Raw genomic sequence first — 17,151 nt, forward strand, 5'->3', positions numbered from 1 at the left:
GCGACTGGTTCAGTCCTGGGGCAGGGGGTAGCCGCTGATCGGATGGCCGCACCCGTAGAGCACGCCGCTGTCGGGCGGGTCGGTTTCGGCCATGATCCGGGGTCCGCGCGAGTTGATTTCGATGAGGTCTGCCGCGTGCAGCAGCCCGGCGTAGAACGCCGGGTGGATGCGGGCGTTGCCGTCGGCGTCTTCCACGACCGCGTCCCATTCCATCATCGCGCGCAGATCGCGCGGATGGGTCTCGCGGAGGATCGAGAACACGCCGCCCTCGTAGCGGACGTTCCTGCGCAGCCAGTCGGCCAGCCGCGCCCGGGCGGCGGCGTCGACCGACGTGCGCGGGTCGGGGGCGGGAGCGAGGCTGCTCGACTCGTGCCACTGTCCGGTTTCCCGGATCTGCGCCCGCGGGCGGCGCGACGAGGCCGGGGTGATCGCGTCGACGGTGCCCAGTGCGTCCTGCCCTCCTGCCGCCGGATATTCGACAAGGTCGCCGACGCTCGGACGCCATCCGCTGCCGCTCATCGCTTGTAGCACCTGCCTTTCGAGGTCTCCTTGCGCGGCGAACGGAATGCTCGCCGTTCGCCGCCCAAGGCGTTCCTGGTTCCCGAAGCCGGCATTCGGCATGCCGCTCAAGGTGTTCGCGCGGCCGGGCTGAAGGCTGCAGCAGGACGGTGCGGCCGCGCACCCGACGACGTCAGCTTCGGTTTGCGACGGCTTTCTTCAGTTCGGCGGCCGGGTAGGTCTTCACCTGGCTGTCGCCGATCATCGTGGACTCTTTGTGCACGCGGACCTGGCTGAGGGCTTGGGAAAGACGGCCGTGGCCCTTCGGACCGCGTGGCCAGTCGTGGCGTTTCGCCATGAGGGCAAGCAGTTCCGTTGCCCTCACGTGACTTTTTCCGTTCAGGAGCTTGGATCCGGCGACGACGTCGAGGACGAGCGCGGTGTCGTCCGGGATCTTCGGTTCCTCCTGCGCAGCATGTTCGGTCCCGGCGGCCGCAGGAGGCGCCGGTTCGCTGTCGTGCGCGGCCGCGACCGCGGTCGCGGGCGGCGGCGGGCTTTCGATGAGCAGCGGGCCCCGCGGCATCGGTTCGGTGTCGACGTGGCGGCGAACGAGTTCAGACGCCCATTCCTCCGGCGTCTCTCCGGCGATGGCGGCCGAGAGACGGACCAGCCTCATCACGTCGTCGGGAAGTTCTAGCTGCATGCGCGGACTCCTTCTGAGTCGGACAGCGAAGCGGCTCGCTCGGACGGCGAGCGCGGGTCACCTTGGTACCAGGGTGCGGAGACGGGCGTACGCGGGGGCGCTGCGGCGAGACGGACGAGGGATTGCCACGCGATTCCGGCTGCAGTCCGAGCCTGCGGAACGCACGCCCTCGTGCGACAGGACCAGGTCTCGCACAGGGGAATCCGGTATGGCGAGGCGGGGACCGGGAATGTCTCGGGCAGGTACGATCGGCTGCATGGCGGACACGCATTCCCTGGAGACGACCGCAGCCTACATCTCGGCCGTCGATCTGCTGGGCACGCGTCGAACCGCTGCTTTGGGCCTGGTTTCGCTGGCCGACATTTGGCGACGGGACCCTCGGTTCCGTGAATCCGCCGTCCCCATTTTGACCGCGATGCTGAGTGGCGACTACGACGAAGCGACCAGGGACGAAGCCCGGCGCCTGTTCGCCGAGTTCGCCGACGAGGCTGACCGCGATCGTCCTCCGGCGTCGCGGCACGAGCGGGGCGCGATGCGATCCCAGCCCCCGACGCCCGACGCGGCGACGGCCTGATCGTGCGTGCCGTGACCGCGCGGCGACCGGCATGAAGGCGGGCGACGAAGTGACCGCAGCCCGCGGCATCGGCGGCATCGCGCGACCGCACGTGCCCGCCGGCGCCGTCGGGGCCGTCGTCGAACCCGCCGGACTCGCCTCGTCCGCCGTGGTCGAGTTCAGGATTCCCGGCGGGGTCTTCTCGCGGGCGGAAACCGTCCGGGTCGAGGTCGGTCCGGACGAGGTCCGGCCCCGTTGACCGCGCACCGGCCGCGTCGTCGCCGGAGCGCGCGGTGCGCGCTCCCTCGTCGCCGGGAACGGCGTCGTCGGTCCGTCCTCGCCCGTCGCCCGGCGGCCGGGCGCCGTCGCGGTCCGTCCCGCCGCGATGTCCTTGCGCCATGGTCACTTTCGCGATCCTCGCTGGCACGGACCAGTTCGCGTCGCCGTCCAGGCCAGGACGGCCGTCGCGAGCCCCAGCAGGACAAGAATCCCGACGGCAGCCCAGATCGCCGTCCAGATCCAGGGCTGTTGCCCCAATTCCTCCAGCCCCGCAACGACATGCTCGCCGATGTGGGTGCCGGGCGGGACGATCAGCGCCGCCACCGCGATGACGAGCGCGGCCAGGCTGATCACCGTCGGGGACTTCCGCACGTTTCCTCCTGTGTTCACGGCATTCGCCCTGCGGGCTGGGAACGTTCGGGCGCGTGGGCGGGCGGTGCGAGGGTGATCGCGGTGACCTGTTGCAGGACCGGGTAGCCATAGGTCCCGAGGCTGTGCCTGTTCGCCTGGTCGAAGGTGCGGGTGCGGCAGGCCAGGACGAACGGCCGGCGGCGCGCGTCGGGGGTCAGCGCGTGCAGCGTCGCGATCGCCCTCAACGGCGGGCCGCCCGGCTCGTCCATGTCGTCGATTCCGTCCAGCACCGGCAGCACTCGCCGCAGCGACACCAGCAGCCGCGCGACCGGGCGCCGGTCCCTGCGCCGGGGCAGCCGCGCGGCGACCTGTACCGCCAGCCAGTCGTCGAAGCGGTGCGACAGCCCCAGCGGCCCGGTCAGCGTGTCGCTGTTTTCCTTGCGCCAGAGGCTTTTGCGCAGCGGGTCGAAGCCTCTCAGATCCAGCATCAGGGGAATCCGGCGCGGTCGCCGCTGACGGTCCAGGGAGCCGAGAAGCGTCGCCGCGAGATCGAGCGCGGCACCTCTCTTCCCGGATCCCGGTTCGCCGAGCACGACGAGCCGCCCGGTCTCCAGCCCGCAGTAGTAGCCGAGCAGGCGGCCGGCCACGCCGGTCTCGGCGCCGCCGTCGCTCGCGCAGCCCTCGAGGTCGCGTCGCCGGAACCGCAGGCCCGCCACGTCCGGACGGCGCGCCGGGTCGAGCAGCGGCGCCACCCGCGCCCGTTCCTCGCGGGGGAGCAGGTCGGCGGCCTCGGACAGGAACAGCAGCCGGCGTCCGTACGCCCGTGCGGACATGCACATCCCCCTCGGCCTCCGCGGTCGCGCCCCGTCGTCACGGCGGCCTCGCCGCCGCGTTCAGACCCTGCATACCAAGAAAGTCACTCAAAGTCACAAGTAGTCCGTAGCGGCTAGGCTGAACGGGTGATAGATTAACTATAGTTAGCCGGGCCGCTGGCGTGACGCTCTGCGACCGGGTAGATGTTGATTACCTCCAGAAATGGGGGAAGCGGTAACTCGGAGTAGTTGCCTGGTTGGCTTCAGGGGGACCGAGCAGTGCGCGGTCAACCAGGTGGACGCGGACCGCGCCCGTCGCCCGAGCGTCGTTCGGGCACTGAGCGTGGTCAACGGGGAGAGCCGGTGCGGCGCGTCGAGCACGCCGCAGCACACCTGGTTTCCTCTCTCCGTCACGGGCGCACTGCGCCTTCCGGGTGACCGCGCAACGAGGGGGGCCGTAGCCCGGCGGCCCCGGTCCTGGACCGGGAGCACCAGCCGGACGAGGACCAGCCGCCGGGTTCGCGGCGGCCGGCGATCGGGGGAGATCGCCGACCGCGAGCCCCCGGGATTCTGCACAAGCAAACAAATTCTGCCGTCGTGGCCCATCCGGGCGGCAGCAACAGCCCCGCGCACCGCGCGGGCACACGGTGTTCGGGGGGACACGTGACGGATGGGCAGAGGCCGCCGCTGGTGCTGGGCGGCGTCTCCGGCGGCGTCGGGACCACGACGTTCGCCCGCGTGCTGCTCGCGGAATGGAAGATCCCGGTGCGCGACCTGGGCGTGTACCGCGGGGGCCTGGTCCACCTGCTGATCACCAGCAACACCGCGGCGGCGACGGCGCAGCTGGGCCGCGCGCTCGCCGCGTGCCCGCGCCCGCCGGTGCTGATCGTGATGCACACCGTCCCCGGCGGCCTCAGCCGCGCGTCCAAATCGCACCTGCGCAGCGCCGGACCGCACCTCGCCGCCACGTTCACGGTCTTCCACCAGCGTCAGTGGACCGAGCTGGAAGCACCGCCGGGCAAGACGATTCCCAAACCTGTCGCGGACCTGGTCCGCCGGCTGCCCGACGCGGTGCGGCTGATGTACTCCGCGCCCGCGCGCCCGGCGCAGCCGTCCGCGGGCGGCCGCCCGGCGCACCCTCCGTCCGCCGTCGTGCCGCCCGGCCGCGCCGTCGTGCCGCCCCGGCCCCGGTCGTTCCCGCCGCGCGCGGGGCCCGCGTTCCCGGCCGGCGGCCTGCCAGTCAGGCCGCCTCAGTATTCCGCGCCGCAGCCAGGGGGGCTGGGACGCGTCACCGGGGGATAGACGGGGGAAAGATCGTGTTCAGCAAGGCAATCGCCGCAGTCAACGTCTGGCTCATGCAGGAGCCCGGCATTCCGGGCTTCGACGACCCGAAGCCGCATGCGCCGCCGGGCAAGCTTTCCGAGGCAGCGTCCACCATGGTCGCCTGGATGAAATGGGGCGGCCTGGTCGGCGCGGTCGCCGCCCTGGTCGCGGCCGGGATCATGATGGCCGTCGGCCGCCGCAACAGGAACAACATGGCCGTCGAGGGCGCGATGGCGCTGCCGTGGGTCGTGGGCGGCCTCGCGCTGATCCTCGGCGCGACCTCCATCGTGGGGTGGCTCATCTGATGGCCGCCCGCCAGCGGACGCGACGTCGCTGGTGGATCGTCGCGATCGTCGCCGCGATCGTCGCCACCGGCCTCGTCGGATGGCTGATCAGCAGCAGTTCCGGCGCCGCGACCGCGCACCCGCAGCAGACCGCCGCGCCGCCGGCCCGCTCCGCCGAGGGCCCGCCGCCGAGCGGGCAGCGGCCGCGGTGCCTCACGCGGTGGGAAGCCGCGCCCAGCGGAGACCCGGCGCCGGTCAGCGACTGCGCCGGACCCCGCGACGCGAGCGGCGGCCGCGCACGCGGCTTCGCGCACGACCGCGACGGCGCGGTGTTCGCGGCGATCAACCTCACGGTGCGGCTGTCGGCGGCCTCAGGCGCGGCGGTGTACCGGCCGACGTACGCCGAGCAGACGGTCGGCGACGCGCAGTCGGCGCTCTCGCAGCTGGCGCAGGAGCAGAGCGACGCGCACGCCGGCGACACCCGGCCGACCCAGTGGTGGTGGCGGATCAGCGCCGGCGACCCGGCAGGCGAACTGGTCGTGGTCGAGCTCGCGGCGGCGACCCCGCAGACGGCGGCCAGCAAGTCCTTCGCGCACCTTTCCGTGACGCTGCAATGGGTCTCCGGCGACTGGCGGGTTCAGCTCCCGCGTCCGCGCGCCACCGCGAAGTCCTCAGTGGACGGCTACGCCTCGCTCGGAGCCGTTCCGGGGGGAGGCCGCTGATGCCCGCGACCATCGTGCTGGCCGACGACTGCGGCACGCTCGACGTCGGCTGCCAGATCGGGTCGGGAGTCCACAACTGGTTCACGGATTTGGCCAATTCCATCGCCAAGGGCGCGGTCGAGTTGCTCGCCGAGGCCATGACGTACTGGACCAAAAGCGACCGCTCGTCGATGCTGCAAGGCCCCTCGATCACCGAGATCCAGGGCCTGCTGCTCTACGTCGGGCTCGTGTTGCTGGTCGGATCCGTTGTCTGGCAAGGCATCCTCATGATCTGGAAGCGCAAGGCCGAGCCGCTGGTCAACACCGGCATGGGGCTGCTGTCGTTCGCGGGCTGGTCGACGATGGGCACCGCGGCCGCGGTCCTGCTGTACCAGGGCGGGCTCGCGCTGTCGGACCAGGTGCTCAGCGCCTCGATCCAGAAGTTCAGCAACACCATGACCAACGCCATGCAGGCCAACGTCGCCGCGTCGACGGCCGCGATCTTCTTCCTGGCGCTCATCATGTTCTTCCTCTCCGGGATCCAGTGGATCCTGGGGTTCTTCCGGATGGGCGCGCTGGTGATCATCCTGGCGCTGATCCCGACCGCGGCCGCCGGGCAGATCAACGAGGCCACCAAACCGTGGCTGCGCAAACTGCTGAGCTGGGCGCTGAGCCTGATCCTCTACCAGCCGATCGCGGCGATCGTCTACGCGATCGGGTTCCTGCTGCTGGGCGAGGGCACCGACATCGGCACGATCCTCACCGGCATGGCCGTGCTCGCCATGGCGGTGATCGCGATGCCCACGATGCTGCGGTTCTTCGACTGGGGAGGGCAGCGGTTCGTCTCCTCCGGCGGCGGAGGCGGCGGCGCGATGGCGGCCGGAGCCGCGGCCAGCATGATCGGCGGCGCGGGCGCCAGCGGCTTCAGCAAGTTCATGGACCGCTCCGGTCCCGCCGGAGACGGCGGCGGCAACCAAGGCGCCGGAGCGCCGCCGGTGGCCCCGGCCAACAACGGCGACGGGCCGGGCGGGGGAGCCGGGGACCGGCCCGGAGGCGCTCCGGACACCGGCCACGGAGGCGGACCGCCCGGCGGCGGAAGCGGCGACGCCGAGCACGGACCCGAAGCCGCGGCAGGCACGGGAACGGAAGCGGGGACGGCAGGCACGGGAGCGGAAACGGGGACGGCCGGGGCCGGAGCCGCCGGGGCCGGGGCCGGTGCCGGGGCCGGTGTCGGGGCGGTGGCCGGTGCGGCGCTGGAAGCCGGAAACGCGGCCAAGGGAGCAGTCAGCGACACGATGACCGAGGGGTCCGGCGATGAGTGACACGCGCACGTACGGGGGATGGCGGGCCAGGCGGGGCTTCGGCGTCGGGAAGCTGTCCGAAGCGCAGACGATGGTCATGGCGGGCTGCGTGATGGTCCCGCTGGGGACCTGGGTCCTGGTCGCCAGCACCGGGCTTCCGCTGCTGGTGATGGGCATCGCGCTGCTGGTGTCGCTGGTCACCGGCGTGCTGGCGCTGGTGCCGCACCGCTCGCGCGGCGTGTCGCTGGGCGGGTCGCTGATCATCTCCGCCCGCAGCGCCACCGCGAACCGCAAAGGCTGGTCCGAGTGGGAATCCGGGGTCTTCACGCGGCACCCGCGAGGAAAAGAACTGCCCGGCGTCCTCGCGCCGCTGATGCCGCTGTCCACAAAGGACGGACTGGGCAACCCGTTCGGCCTGTTGTGGGACCGGCGCACCGGGCGGCTGACCGCGTCGCTGCGGGTCGCTCCGGTGGGCACCGTCCTGGCCGATCAGGACCGGCAGGACCTGTGGATCGGGTCCTTCGCCGCGTGGCAGGCGTCGCTCGGGTACGAGCCGACCGTGGAATGGGCCTCGATCACGGTGGAATCGGCCCCCAGCACCGGAACCGAACTCGCCGACTACGTCAGCGACCGGCTCGACCCGGCCGCGCCGGCGGTCGCGCGCGAGACGATGCGCGAGGTCGCCGAGGCGCACCGCGGGTCGACAGCGGACATTTCCGTCCGGGTGTCGCTGACGTTCCAGCCGCAGCGGGCGCGGCCGCAGCCGCGCGACGACGCCGAACGCGTCGCCGAGGTCTCCCGCGCGCTGTCCGGGCTGGAAGGCGACCTCCCGTTGTGCGGGGTCGCGATGCTCGGCCGGGCCACCGCCGCCGACATGACCCACTGGCTGCGCTCGGCCTACGACCCGCACGCCCGCGGCGAACTCGCCCGCCTGGCCGAGCAGAAGCACTTGCTGGCATGGGCCGACGCCGGGCCGGTCAAGGCGCACGCGCTGGCCGACCACTACTGGCACGACTCCGGGTGGAGCTGCACCTGGGCCCTGGCGGGCCTGCCCAACCAGCTGGTGACCAGCAACGTCCTGGCGCCGCTGGTGACGCCCGGCCGCTACCACCGCCGGGTCACCATCACCTATCAGCCGTATCCGGCCGACCAGGCCGGGGACGTGGTGGCGCGCGAGGCCACCGGCTCGGCGTTCCGCCGCGAAGTGCGCCGCCGGCGCGGCATCGACGACACCGCCCGCGACCGCACCGACGAGGTCCGGGCCCGCCAGGCCGCCGAGGAGGAGGCCCGGGGCGCGGGCGTCGGGCTGTGGGGCATGTACGTCACGACCACCGTCTCCGATCCCCGGCGGCTGCCGGACGCGATCGCCGACGTCGAGAGCCGGGCCCGCAACGCGAAACTGCGGCTGCGCCGGTGCTGGGGCTGGCAGGGCGCCGGGTTCGCCGCCTCCCTCGGCGTCGGGATCTACCCGCCGGAGCTGGCGCGGCGCGGGCGGATGGCCCGATGAACACCGCCGAATTCCTGCGGCGCAAGCGATTCCGGGGCGTGCCGCCGACGAAACCGACGGCGCTGCCCGCGACGGCGCGCCGCCGCGTCCACCCCTACCGCGGGCGGTGCGTCGGCCGCACCCGCCGCGCCGGGCGGCCGCCGCCGGGCAGTCCCGGACAGCAGCAGAGCGATGCGCGGAAAAACCAAGCACGGCAACGCGAACACCATGGGGGAAACATGGCCGCGACACAGCCTCGGCGCGGGAATCCCGACCCGCCGCCGGACACGCGGTGCGGGCGCCGGCCGATCGCGCCCGCACCGCAGGCGCCGTCCGCTCGCCCGATCGCGCACTGACGCGCGGCAGTTCCGCAGCGGCGCCGCTGCGCGCGGAACCACAGGCCGTGCTGCGAGTTCCGCCCGCGCCCGGTGGCAGGCGGGGACTCGCACGCACGCCGGCGGCATCCGGCCCGGCTGGGGGTCGGACCGGATGCCGCCATCTCACATTTCGTTGCCGCACCAGCAGTTCACGCGATCAGGGGGAACGCGATGAATCTGTTCGGCCGGCGCGCTGCACGCGCCGTCACCGATCCCGACCACGCCGACGGCGGTCTCGTCATTCCGCAGACCGTCGCCGACGCCACGCTGCGCCATCAGCCCGAGCGCAGCGACCCGCTCGCCGAGCTGCGTGCACTGCCCGTCCCGCCCGCGCGCGGCTGGGCGGTGCCCCAGGGCGGACGCGACCACCACGTCGGCTCGGCCGCGCTGTGGCAGGGCACCACCACGCAGCTGGCCGGTTTGTATCCGTTCGTCGGCGGGTCCGGCGCGCGGGTTCGGGGCGTCCCGATCGGACACGACCTGCACACCCACGAGCCCATCGGCCTCCACCCCGGGGACTGGCTGAAAACCGGTCTCATTTCCAACACGGGGCTGTGGGTTCAAGCGCAGCCGGGGGTCGGGAAAAGCGCGTTCGCGAAACGGCTCGGGACCGGGCTGTGCGCGTTCGGCTGGATGTTCTTCTGCCCGGCGGATGTGAAAGGGGAATACACCGCCCTGGTCCGCCGCCTCGGCGGCACCGTGATCAAGATCGGGCGCGGGCACGACGCGATCAACCCGCTCGACCCCGGCCCGCTCGGCGCGCTGCTCGCGACCACCGTCGGCCGCGAACGCGACGCCCTGCGCGAATCGATCCGCGCCCGCCAGACCTCGCTGCTGGAGGGCCTGCTGCTGCTGGAGCTGGACCGCCCGCCGACGCCGACCGAGCGCAACCTCGTCTCCCGGGCCATCGACTTGGCCACCGACGCCGCCCCGGGCAACCAGCCCACCATCCCGGACGTGCGCGCGGTGCTCGACCAGGCGCCGCAGCCGCTGCTGTCGGCCGCGCGGATCGGCGACAGCCGGGAACGCTATTTCGACCTCGTCCGCGAAGTGCTCTCCAGCTTCGACCTGCTCGTCGACGGCCCGCTGCGCGGGCTGTTCGACCGGCGTTCCACCGCGCGCCTGGACCAGGATTCCCCGGCCACGTCGCTGGACATCTCCGTGCTGGACGAGGAAACCGACGAGGTCGTGGCCGCGGCGATGCTCTGCTCCTGGGCCTGGGGCGCGGCGATGATCGAGGCCCGCCAGGCCGGGCACGGCCGCAACATCCTCTGGGTCCAGGACGAGCACTGGCGGGCGCTGCGCACCGGGTCCGGGCTGGTGGAGAAGTCCGACCGGCTGACCCGGCTCAACAGGCACAAAGGCGTCGCCAGCGTCTATCTGACGCACTCCATGGACGACCTGGAAGCGCTGCCGTCCGAAGAGGACCGCGCCAAGGCGCGCGGCATCGCCGCCCGCTGCGCCATCCACGTCTACGGCGGGCTCCCGGCCACCGAACTGCGCAGCCTGACGGTGTCGCTGTCCTCGCGCGAAGCCGACATGCTCTCCTCCTGGCAGTCGGCCGGCACGTGGGTTCCCGGGCAGCGCCATCCCGGACGCGGGCTCTACCTCGTCAAAGCGGGCGAGCGTGCCGGGCTGCCGGTGCGGATGAACCTCACCCCGCGCGAACTCGATCTGTACAACACCGATTCGGCGTTCGAGGCCGCGCCCCGTTCGGCGGTGGCGTGATGACCTCGCCCACCTCGCGCCGCCACGCCTCCGGCGCCACGCCGGTGCTCCCGTGGGTGATCGTCGGGCTGATCGGCTCGGTGTTCCTGCTCGGCGGCATGGTCTGGGTCGCCGCGCAGGCCGGTGCCGCTCCCGGATTTCCCGTGCCCTCGCCCGGATCCATCCCCACCGCGCTGCGCCGTCCCGGGCTGACCGGCCTCATCGGTCCCGGCGGATCCGAGATCTGGTTCTGGATCGCCTTCGGCGCGCAGATCGCGGTGCTGCTCGCGGCCGCGATCACGGTCGCGGTGCTGATCGCGAAACGGGGACGGCCGCGCGACGGGCACCGGGCGATGAACTCCGCCAAGGAATTCCGGGAACTGCAGCAGCCGGCCATGGCCAAACGCGCCCAGGGCCTGCGGCCCTCGCTCGCCGACGCCCGCCCGCGCGACCTCGCCCCCCGCCAGATCGGCGCGGCGCTGGGCGACATCGGCGGCCGGACCGTCTACAAGAGCCACGAGGACGTCGAGCTGGTGATCTGCGGGCCGCGCAGCAACAAAACGAGCGCGAAAGTCGTCCCCGAGATCCTCAGCGCCCCCGGCACGGTGGTGGCCACGTCCAACAAGGGCGACGTGTGGGCGCTCACCGCGGGCCTGCGCGCGCTCGCCGGCGAGATCTATCTCTTCGACTGCAACCACATCACCTACCAGCCGCAGACGTTCTGGTGGTCCCCGCTCGCCGGAGTGTCCGATGTGGAGTCCGCCTCGCGGATGGCGGCGTACTTCATGCGCGAGGTCGGCGGCGGCGCGGGCGGCGGCACCGACCGCGCCGACCCGTTCTTCACGCCCGCCGCCGAGAAAACCTTGCGGCAGATCCTGCTCGCCGCGGCGGTGTCGGGGCATTCGCTGCGCGACGTCGTGCACTGGGTCTCGACCCGTTCCGACGAACCGGCGGTGCAATTGGACCGGCACGGCTTCGGCGGGCAGGGCGATTCGCTGCGCGCCACGCTGGAATTGCCGCCGGAAACCCGGGGCGGCGTGTACGAAGGCGTCGCCACCGCCATTTCCTGTCTGGACTCCGAAGCGCTGCTGCGCTGGGTCACGCCGCCGCTGTCGTGGCAGGAAATACCCAAAGACCCCGGCCTGATCAGGGAATTGAACCTCTGGGACCTGATCACCCGGCCCGGGGACGCGCACCCGACGCTGTACCTGCTCACCCGCGAAGGACAGGGATCGGGCCGCCCGATCGTCGCGGCCATGGTCGGCGAATTGTGCAACGTCGCATTCCGAGCGGCGGCCGCGAATGGCGGGCGCCTGGACCCTCCGATGACTCTGCAATTGGACGAAGCGGCCAACATCGTCAGAATCCCAGAATTGCCCGGCTGGTATTCCTGGTTCGGGTCGCAATCGATCATGGTCACCACCGTTCTGCAGTCCCGCGAGCAAGGGCGATCGGTGTGGGGCAAGGAAGGTTTCGACGCGCTGTGGTCCGCGGCGACGATCAAGACGATCGGCGCCGGGATCGCCGACCCCGATTTCGCGGAGGACCTCAGCCGCCTGGTCGGCGACCACAAGGTCGAGGAAACCTCCAACAGCTACTCCAGCGGCGGCCCGTCCACCTCGCGCCAGCTGCACACCGAACGGATCCTCACCGCCGCCGACATCGCCGCGATGCCGCGCACCAACGCGCTGCTGATCACCTCCGGGCGCCGCCCCGGCATGCTGCGGCTGCGGCCCTGGTACGCCGAACCCGACGGCGAGGAGAAACGCCAGCTCGTCGAACTGTCCAAAGAGGCCACCGCGCAGATCCAGCAGTCGGCCATCGACTACCTCGGGCCCGACAACCCGGTCGCGAAATCGCTGCGGCCCCCGGACGCCACCGCACAGACAAGGCCGCGGTCGTGACCGCCCCGCCCGCAGGGCCGGGGCCGGACTCCCCGGACGAACCCGCCTGGCCCGCCGACGACACCGAACCGGCGACCCTCGCGCACCTGGCCGCGCTGGAACAGCGCGTCCGGCGGTGGCTGCGCTCGCTGGAGACCGAGCAGTTCCAGGTCAGCGGCGAGGTCGTCCTGATGCGCAACGCCGTCGAGATGGCCAACAACGGCCTGGACAACCTCGAAGACGGCCTGGCCGACATGAGCTACCAGTTCAGCAACCTCTACGCGCAGATGCAGGCGGTGGCGTCAGCTCCTCCCGTCGGCCCCGCCGCCGCGGCCGAGGACGGACCCGCCGCGCCCGCACCGGAAACCAGCGGCGGAGGGAAGGACGGCGCGGGCTCCGCCGCCCCCGTCGCGCGGCCGTCGCCGGGCGCGCTGCACGCCTGGGTGACCGTCCACATCGCACCGATGGTCCGCAAGACCACCACGACCGGCGAGGGCGGCGGCATCCGCTGGTGCCGCCAATGGTGGCTGCACCACGACGCCGTCGAACGGTTCACCGCCCTGTACCTGGCCTTCGGCGAGTTGTCCGACTCGGACGAACCGTCCTGGCTCTCGGTGTACCTGCGCGACCACCTCGACCCGCACCTGGCCACGCTCACCAGCCCCTACGGGCCCTTCCACGCCTGCACCCCGAACCGGCACTCCGCCACCGTCGCCGAACTCGGCCACGACCCGGCGCCGCAACCGGGCGCCGACCCCGCCACCGGGAGGACAGCATGACCGAACCCGAACAGCCGCCCGCGTTCCTGGGATTCGCCGGACGGCCCGTCCCCCCGCCGCCGCCGGAAACCTACGACTACGACGGCTACGACGCCCCGGCGCCGGGCGAAACCGACGCCGTCGAGACCCACTTCCACGACGTCGGGAAGGCCGACGGCGACTTCCTCGCCGACCAGATGACCCGGATGCACCGCGACCTGAATTACCGGCCGTTCGACCTGGATGCCGAGATCGACCGCTACGACCCGCAGCAGAACTGGGCCACCGGCATCGAGCCCGAAGACCACACCTGGCTCTACACCTCCGCGCTGATCGGCCGCCTCGCGCACCGCGCGGACCTGCTGCGCGAACTGAACCGGAACGACAGCGAACCGTCCCCGTTCCTCGACCCCGCGCAGCACGCGCCGGAACTGGCCCGGCTGCGCGACCAGACCCGCGATCTCTCCGCACCGATGGAGCTCGCCGACCGCTTCGACGACGTCGTCCGAAAACTCGCGGAGAACACCGGTCGTCCTCTGCCGTGGCGGCTGGAACAGGACGACCGGCGCCGGGAGTGGGCGGTGCGCGACCACGCCGCGATGGAAGACCTGACCGCCGCGATCGACCACTACCAGCTCCACCTCGCCCTGCCCTGGCTGCATTCGGACAACCCCGCCGAGCAGAGCGCCGAACGCGACCGCCGCACCGCCCGCGTCGCCGCCCTCGACACCCAGAACCACATCCTGGTGGAATACCTCACCGCCGACCGCGCACAGGTCGTGCAAGCGCTGCTGCCGGACTCCTCGACCCGCTGGAACCTCTACGCCCTGACGTCGCTCCCGGACCCGCCGGCTCCCGACAGCCTCGTGTTCCGGCAGCTGAAAACCGCCGCCGACGAACTGCTCACCGCGCTCCTGCACCCCGCCGCGCGCGCCGACGCCGCGACCGTCGGCCCGCTGGCCGACCGGCTCGCCGAACTGCGCGAGCGCGACCCCGCCCTGGTGCGGGAACTGCCGCCGCTGCAGGCCGGGCTGGTCCGCAACGCCCACATCGTCCAGGCCCGCGCACGGGGCGAGAACGACCAGTCCGCCGCCCCCGTTCGCCCACCCGCGCCCGAACGCGACCAGGCCGCGCGGCCGGACGAGCAGCCGCGCCGCGGCGCGGCCCGGCAGGGCGCCGATCCGGTGCGCCGCGACGATGCCGCCCTCGATGCCTTCTTCGGAACCTTCCCGGAGCTACTGCCTCCCGACCGGCGCGAGGCAGTAGCGGAAAGCACTGGGGCACAGGAATTCCCGCGCGGCGACGGCGCCGGCCCCGTCCGCTTCGCCGGGCCGCACGGCGGTGCGCGCGACGCCGCCGACCCGACGCACGCCCCGCGAGCACCGGTCACGCCCGCGCGCGCCGCGCGGCCGGGCACCGCCGCGAGCCGCCACGGCGGACCCGCGCACCCGCCAGGCACGGGCCGGGCGCGATGACGACCGCACCGACGGCACTGAAGGGGAGGACCGCATGACCCAGCCCGGCTACGAGGTGGCGTTCGAGGGATTCGCCGGCTGGCCTGTTTTCGAGTACACGGCCTGGCTGCGCAACCAAGCGGAGTTCGCCGACGCCGGCATCGACGACTACTACATCCGCCTCAACGGGACCTGGCACGCCGACTTCGCGACCGAGCAACTGCTGAGGATGCGGGACATCCCGGATTGGCGGCCGTTCGACCCGCAGGCCGAGGTCCAGCGGTACAACCCTGAACCCAGACACGCGCAGGGCACACAAGCCGAGCACGACCTCGCCCACTACACCTCGGCCTTCATCGACCGCCTTGCCCAGAAGGCCGAGCTGCTCCGCGACGTGCAACAGGGCCGCCCCGTCCCCGCACTCGACGTCGCCGAGGAACTGGAGGCTCCCGACCGCGGCGAGCGCATCCGCAAGCACGCCGCCGTGCTCCCGGCCGCGGACGTGCGGGCCGTCGCCGACGAACTCGACGACCTCGCCCGCGCCCTCTCGCACAAGACGGGCGTGCGGCTGCCGCGGGCCCTGTCCGAGAAGGAGCGCGGCCGGGAGCAGGAGACGCAGGACCGCGCGCAGGGCGAGAACGACCGGCCCGCACCCGTGACGGCCGGCGCCGAGCTGGAACGCCGGCTCGATGCCGCCCTCGACGCCGGTTTCGGCCGCGTCGCGGAGATGCGCCCGAACGGAACGCTGCGGTGGACGAGGCAGCCCCTCGCCGAGCGCGCCCGCGCTGCTCTGCGGAAGGACGCGCTCGGCAACGACCGCCTGCTCAAAGCGCTCCTGCGCAGCTTCCCTCCCGACCGAGACGGCGCCCAGGACGCCGCCGCTGCGGATGCCGCCGGGCCGGCGCAGACCCCGCAGGAACCGGCCAAGCCCGCGCGCGCCGCGCGGCCCGGCACCGCCGCCAGCCGCCACGGCGGACCAGCGCACCCGCCGAACACGGGCCGGGCGCGATGACGACCACGCCGACCGCGATCCCGGGGAGGACCGCATGACCCAGCCAGACGAGGAACCGGCGTTCCAGGGGTTCGCCGGCTGGCCCGTTCCCGAGCCCCCGGGCTGGGGGCGCGACTACGACCCGTTCGAGTCCCCGGCCGATCCCGGCGATTTCTTCCTCGGCGTCGGCGTCGACCACGCCGACGCCGCGGCGGACCAGCTGATGAGGGCGCGGCGGATACCGGGATTCCGGCCGTTCGACCCGGACGCCGAGGTCCGGCGGTACAACCCCGAGACCGAGTACCTCTACGGCGACGAACCCGTGGACAGCATCGGCCTCTACACCGGAGCCTTCGTCGGCCGCCTGGCCTGGGGAGCGGAGGTTCTGCGGGACCTGCACCGAGGCGACGACACCGCGCTCGCGGCCGAAGACGGAGAGATGCACGGGCCGGAGAAGGCCCGCCGCCTCCGCGCGTTCGTCGCCGAGTTCCCCGCCGCCGACGTGCACGCGGTCGCCGACGGACTCGAGTCCCTCGCCCGAGCCCTGACGCGCAAGACCGGTGCCCAGTTGCCGCCGCCGCTGGCCGAGAAAGACCGCCGCACGAACCAGGAATACGCGGACCGCGCCCGGCTGACCGAGCTGTCCGCGGCGATCGACCGGTACAGCGAGCAACAGGCCATGCCGTCGCCGAGCACGGCGAGCGGCGCCGAGCAACGCGCCGGGCTCGGCCGCCTCGCGGCCCGCGTCGCCGTCCTCGACACGCAGAACCCGCACCTGCTGGCCAGCCTCGATCCCGGCCGCGCCCGAGTCGTGCGCGACCTGCTGCCGGGGGCGGCCGCCCGTGAACACCGCGCCGACTGGCCGCCGCCCCTGCCCCAGGAACTCGCCCCTCACGAGATGGTCGCCCGGCCGCCGGATCTCGACAGGTCGGCCCGAATCAAAACCCTCCTCGACACGCTTCGGCAGGGATTGCGCGAACGGGGAATCCCGGCCCTCGACCAGCTCGTCAACGGCGAGTCCGTCACCGAACCACCCTGGCGATGGCAGCGTCGCGACCTTCCCGAGGAACTGGGGAAGGGGCAGGCTCTCCAGCCAGCCGGACGCGGCCTCCGGGAGCAGGAGACCGCGGACCGCGCCGGGCTGGACGCACTGGTCGCCGCGATCAACGAGTTCCGCGCACACCAGGACAGACCTTTCCCGTCCTCGGCCGCCGGCGGCCAGATGCTCGCCGAACGCGTCCAACGCGATCGCCTGGCGGCCCGCGTTACCGCCCTCGTCGCGCAGAACCCGCATCTGCGGGCCAGTCTCCGCTCCGAACACGCCGCGATCGTGGGGTTGCTGCTGATGGAGTCGGCTCACCGCGAGAACCCACTCTCCGTCGAAATGTCGCCTACGGGCGAACTCGTGCGCCGGGTCAGGCCGGCACGCACCCTCGGCGGCCCGCCGGAGCACGGCGACAACCGAGCGGCGATCAGCACGCCGGATCTGGAGAACGAGGCTCCGCACCAGGTCTTCGGGCAGGACAAGGGCACAACGCCGGCCCACCCCGGCGAGCAGGCCGACGCCGAACCGGCTCCAGCCCAGCCGCACCAGGCCACCCGGTCGCGCGACGCACGACCGGGCACCGCCGCGAGCCGCCACGGCGGCCCCGCCCAACCGCCAGGACGGGCGCGATGACGACCACGCCGA

At 72.7% G+C, this 17,151-nt stretch carries 17 protein-coding genes; 13 read left to right on the forward strand and 4 right to left on the reverse strand.

The window, feature by feature from the left end; translation table 11 throughout:
• Nucleotides 1-9: 9 nt before the first annotated feature.
• Nucleotides 10-621 carry a hypothetical protein gene (locus BM362_RS32250; RefSeq protein WP_143132555.1) on the reverse strand — a complete coding sequence of 204 codons (612 nt, stop codon included), beginning with the start codon at nucleotides 619-621 and terminating at the stop codon, nucleotides 10-12.
• Between the two features lie 70 nt (nucleotides 622-691).
• Nucleotides 692-1,201, reverse strand: a complete 510-nt coding sequence (locus BM362_RS32255) for a hypothetical protein (protein WP_093575735.1) — start codon at nucleotides 1,199-1,201, stop codon at nucleotides 692-694.
• 256 nt (nucleotides 1,202-1,457) lie between these two features.
• On the opposite strand from BM362_RS32255, the gene BM362_RS32260 reads away from it, so the two are divergent.
• Nucleotides 1,458-1,775 carry a hypothetical protein gene (locus tag BM362_RS32260; RefSeq protein WP_093575736.1) on the forward strand — a complete coding sequence of 106 codons (318 nt, stop codon included), beginning with the start codon at nucleotides 1,458-1,460 and terminating at the stop codon, nucleotides 1,773-1,775.
• Nucleotides 1,776-1,824: 49 nt separating this feature from the next.
• Nucleotides 1,825-2,013: a hypothetical protein gene (locus tag BM362_RS32265; RefSeq protein ID WP_143132556.1), complete on the forward strand. Its 189-nt coding sequence runs from the start codon at nucleotides 1,825-1,827 to the stop codon at nucleotides 2,011-2,013.
• Between the two features lie 143 nt (nucleotides 2,014-2,156).
• Here the strand turns inward: BM362_RS32265 and BM362_RS32270 are convergent, their stop codons facing one another.
• Nucleotides 2,157-2,405 (reverse strand): hypothetical protein, encoded by a 249-nt coding sequence (locus BM362_RS32270; protein WP_093575738.1) that lies wholly within the window; start codon nucleotides 2,403-2,405, stop codon nucleotides 2,157-2,159.
• 14 nt (nucleotides 2,406-2,419) lie between these two features.
• Complete coding sequence (locus BM362_RS32275; protein WP_143132557.1) at nucleotides 2,420-3,217, reverse strand: hypothetical protein; 798 nt, start codon at nucleotides 3,215-3,217, stop codon at nucleotides 2,420-2,422.
• Between the two features lie 642 nt (nucleotides 3,218-3,859).
• Between BM362_RS32275 and BM362_RS32280 the strand changes: the two genes are divergently transcribed.
• The 11 genes from BM362_RS32280 to BM362_RS32330 all read left to right on the forward strand — a co-directional run bounded on the left by BM362_RS32280 (nucleotide 3,860) and on the right by BM362_RS32330 (nucleotide 17,139).
• The gene (locus BM362_RS32280) at nucleotides 3,860-4,498 is read left to right on the forward strand and encodes a hypothetical protein (protein WP_143132558.1); all 639 of its coding nucleotides are present in this window, start codon (nucleotides 3,860-3,862) and stop codon (nucleotides 4,496-4,498) included.
• Between the two features lie 14 nt (nucleotides 4,499-4,512).
• Nucleotides 4,513-4,824: a hypothetical protein gene (locus BM362_RS32285; protein WP_009086073.1), complete on the forward strand. Its 312-nt coding sequence runs from the start codon at nucleotides 4,513-4,515 to the stop codon at nucleotides 4,822-4,824.
• On the forward strand, nucleotides 4,812-5,525 hold the full coding sequence (locus tag BM362_RS32290) for a DUF8175 domain-containg protein (RefSeq protein ID WP_143132559.1): 714 nt from the start codon (nucleotides 4,812-4,814) through the stop codon (nucleotides 5,523-5,525). Before BM362_RS32285 ends, BM362_RS32290 begins: the two co-directional genes overlap by 13 nt.
• Nucleotides 5,525-6,826, forward strand: a complete 1,302-nt coding sequence (locus BM362_RS47840) for a hypothetical protein (RefSeq protein WP_093575742.1) — start codon at nucleotides 5,525-5,527, stop codon at nucleotides 6,824-6,826. The genes BM362_RS32290 and BM362_RS47840 overlap by 1 nt, the downstream gene beginning before the upstream one ends.
• Entirely contained in the window at nucleotides 6,819-8,312 is a 1,494-nt protein-coding gene (locus BM362_RS32300; RefSeq protein WP_093575743.1) for an SCO6880 family protein, read from the forward strand. Before BM362_RS47840 ends, BM362_RS32300 begins: the two co-directional genes overlap by 8 nt.
• Nucleotides 8,313-8,839: 527 nt before the next feature.
• Nucleotides 8,840-10,396, forward strand: coding sequence for a hypothetical protein (locus tag BM362_RS32310; RefSeq protein ID WP_093575745.1), 1,557 nt, complete (start codon nucleotides 8,840-8,842; stop codon nucleotides 10,394-10,396).
• The gene (locus BM362_RS32315) at nucleotides 10,396-12,279 is read left to right on the forward strand and encodes a type IV secretory system conjugative DNA transfer family protein (protein WP_093575746.1); all 1,884 of its coding nucleotides are present in this window, start codon (nucleotides 10,396-10,398) and stop codon (nucleotides 12,277-12,279) included. Before BM362_RS32310 ends, BM362_RS32315 begins: the two co-directional genes overlap by 1 nt.
• Nucleotides 12,276-13,037: a DUF4913 domain-containing protein gene (locus BM362_RS32320; RefSeq protein ID WP_093575747.1), complete on the forward strand. Its 762-nt coding sequence runs from the start codon at nucleotides 12,276-12,278 to the stop codon at nucleotides 13,035-13,037. The genes BM362_RS32315 and BM362_RS32320 overlap by 4 nt, the downstream gene beginning before the upstream one ends.
• Nucleotides 13,034-14,491, forward strand: a complete 1,458-nt coding sequence (locus tag BM362_RS32325; protein ID WP_093575748.1) for a hypothetical protein — start codon at nucleotides 13,034-13,036, stop codon at nucleotides 14,489-14,491. The genes BM362_RS32320 and BM362_RS32325 overlap by 4 nt, the downstream gene beginning before the upstream one ends.
• A gap of 34 nt (nucleotides 14,492-14,525) precedes the next feature.
• The gene (locus BM362_RS47055; RefSeq protein ID WP_143132560.1) at nucleotides 14,526-15,482 is read left to right on the forward strand and encodes a hypothetical protein; all 957 of its coding nucleotides are present in this window, start codon (nucleotides 14,526-14,528) and stop codon (nucleotides 15,480-15,482) included.
• Between the two features lie 34 nt (nucleotides 15,483-15,516).
• Nucleotides 15,517-17,139 carry a hypothetical protein gene (locus tag BM362_RS32330; protein WP_093575749.1) on the forward strand — a complete coding sequence of 541 codons (1,623 nt, stop codon included), beginning with the start codon at nucleotides 15,517-15,519 and terminating at the stop codon, nucleotides 17,137-17,139.
• The last annotated feature ends 12 nt before the right edge of the window (nucleotides 17,140-17,151 follow it).

Source organism: Amycolatopsis rubida, assembly GCF_900115345.1.
Taxonomy (GTDB): Bacteria; Actinomycetota; Actinomycetes; order Mycobacteriales; family Pseudonocardiaceae; genus Amycolatopsis; species Amycolatopsis rubida.

Excerpts from the sequence above, each read along its gene's own strand:
- BM362_RS32310 (WP_093575745.1), top strand. The coding sequence starts at position 8,840 with ATGAATCTGTTCGGCCGGCGCGCTGCACGCGCCGTCACCGATCCCGAC.
- BM362_RS32250 (WP_143132555.1), bottom strand. The coding sequence starts at position 621 with ATGCCGAATGCCGGCTTCGGGAACCAGGAACGCCTTGGGCGGCGAACG.
- BM362_RS32325 (WP_093575748.1), top strand. The coding sequence starts at position 13,034 with ATGACCGAACCCGAACAGCCGCCCGCGTTCCTGGGATTCGCCGGACGG.
- BM362_RS32255 (WP_093575735.1), bottom strand. The coding sequence starts at position 1,201 with ATGCAGCTAGAACTTCCCGACGACGTGATGAGGCTGGTCCGTCTCTCG.
- BM362_RS32330 (WP_093575749.1), top strand. The coding sequence starts at position 15,517 with ATGACCCAGCCAGACGAGGAACCGGCGTTCCAGGGGTTCGCCGGCTGG.
- BM362_RS32315 (WP_093575746.1), top strand. The coding sequence starts at position 10,396 with ATGACCTCGCCCACCTCGCGCCGCCACGCCTCCGGCGCCACGCCGGTG.
- BM362_RS32300 (WP_093575743.1), top strand. The coding sequence starts at position 6,819 with ATGAGTGACACGCGCACGTACGGGGGATGGCGGGCCAGGCGGGGCTTC.
- BM362_RS32275 (WP_143132557.1), bottom strand. The coding sequence starts at position 3,217 with ATGTCCGCACGGGCGTACGGACGCCGGCTGCTGTTCCTGTCCGAGGCC.
- BM362_RS47055 (WP_143132560.1), top strand. The coding sequence starts at position 14,526 with ATGACCCAGCCCGGCTACGAGGTGGCGTTCGAGGGATTCGCCGGCTGG.
- BM362_RS32260 (WP_093575736.1), top strand. The coding sequence starts at position 1,458 with ATGGCGGACACGCATTCCCTGGAGACGACCGCAGCCTACATCTCGGCC.
- BM362_RS47840 (WP_093575742.1), top strand. The coding sequence starts at position 5,525 with ATGCCCGCGACCATCGTGCTGGCCGACGACTGCGGCACGCTCGACGTC.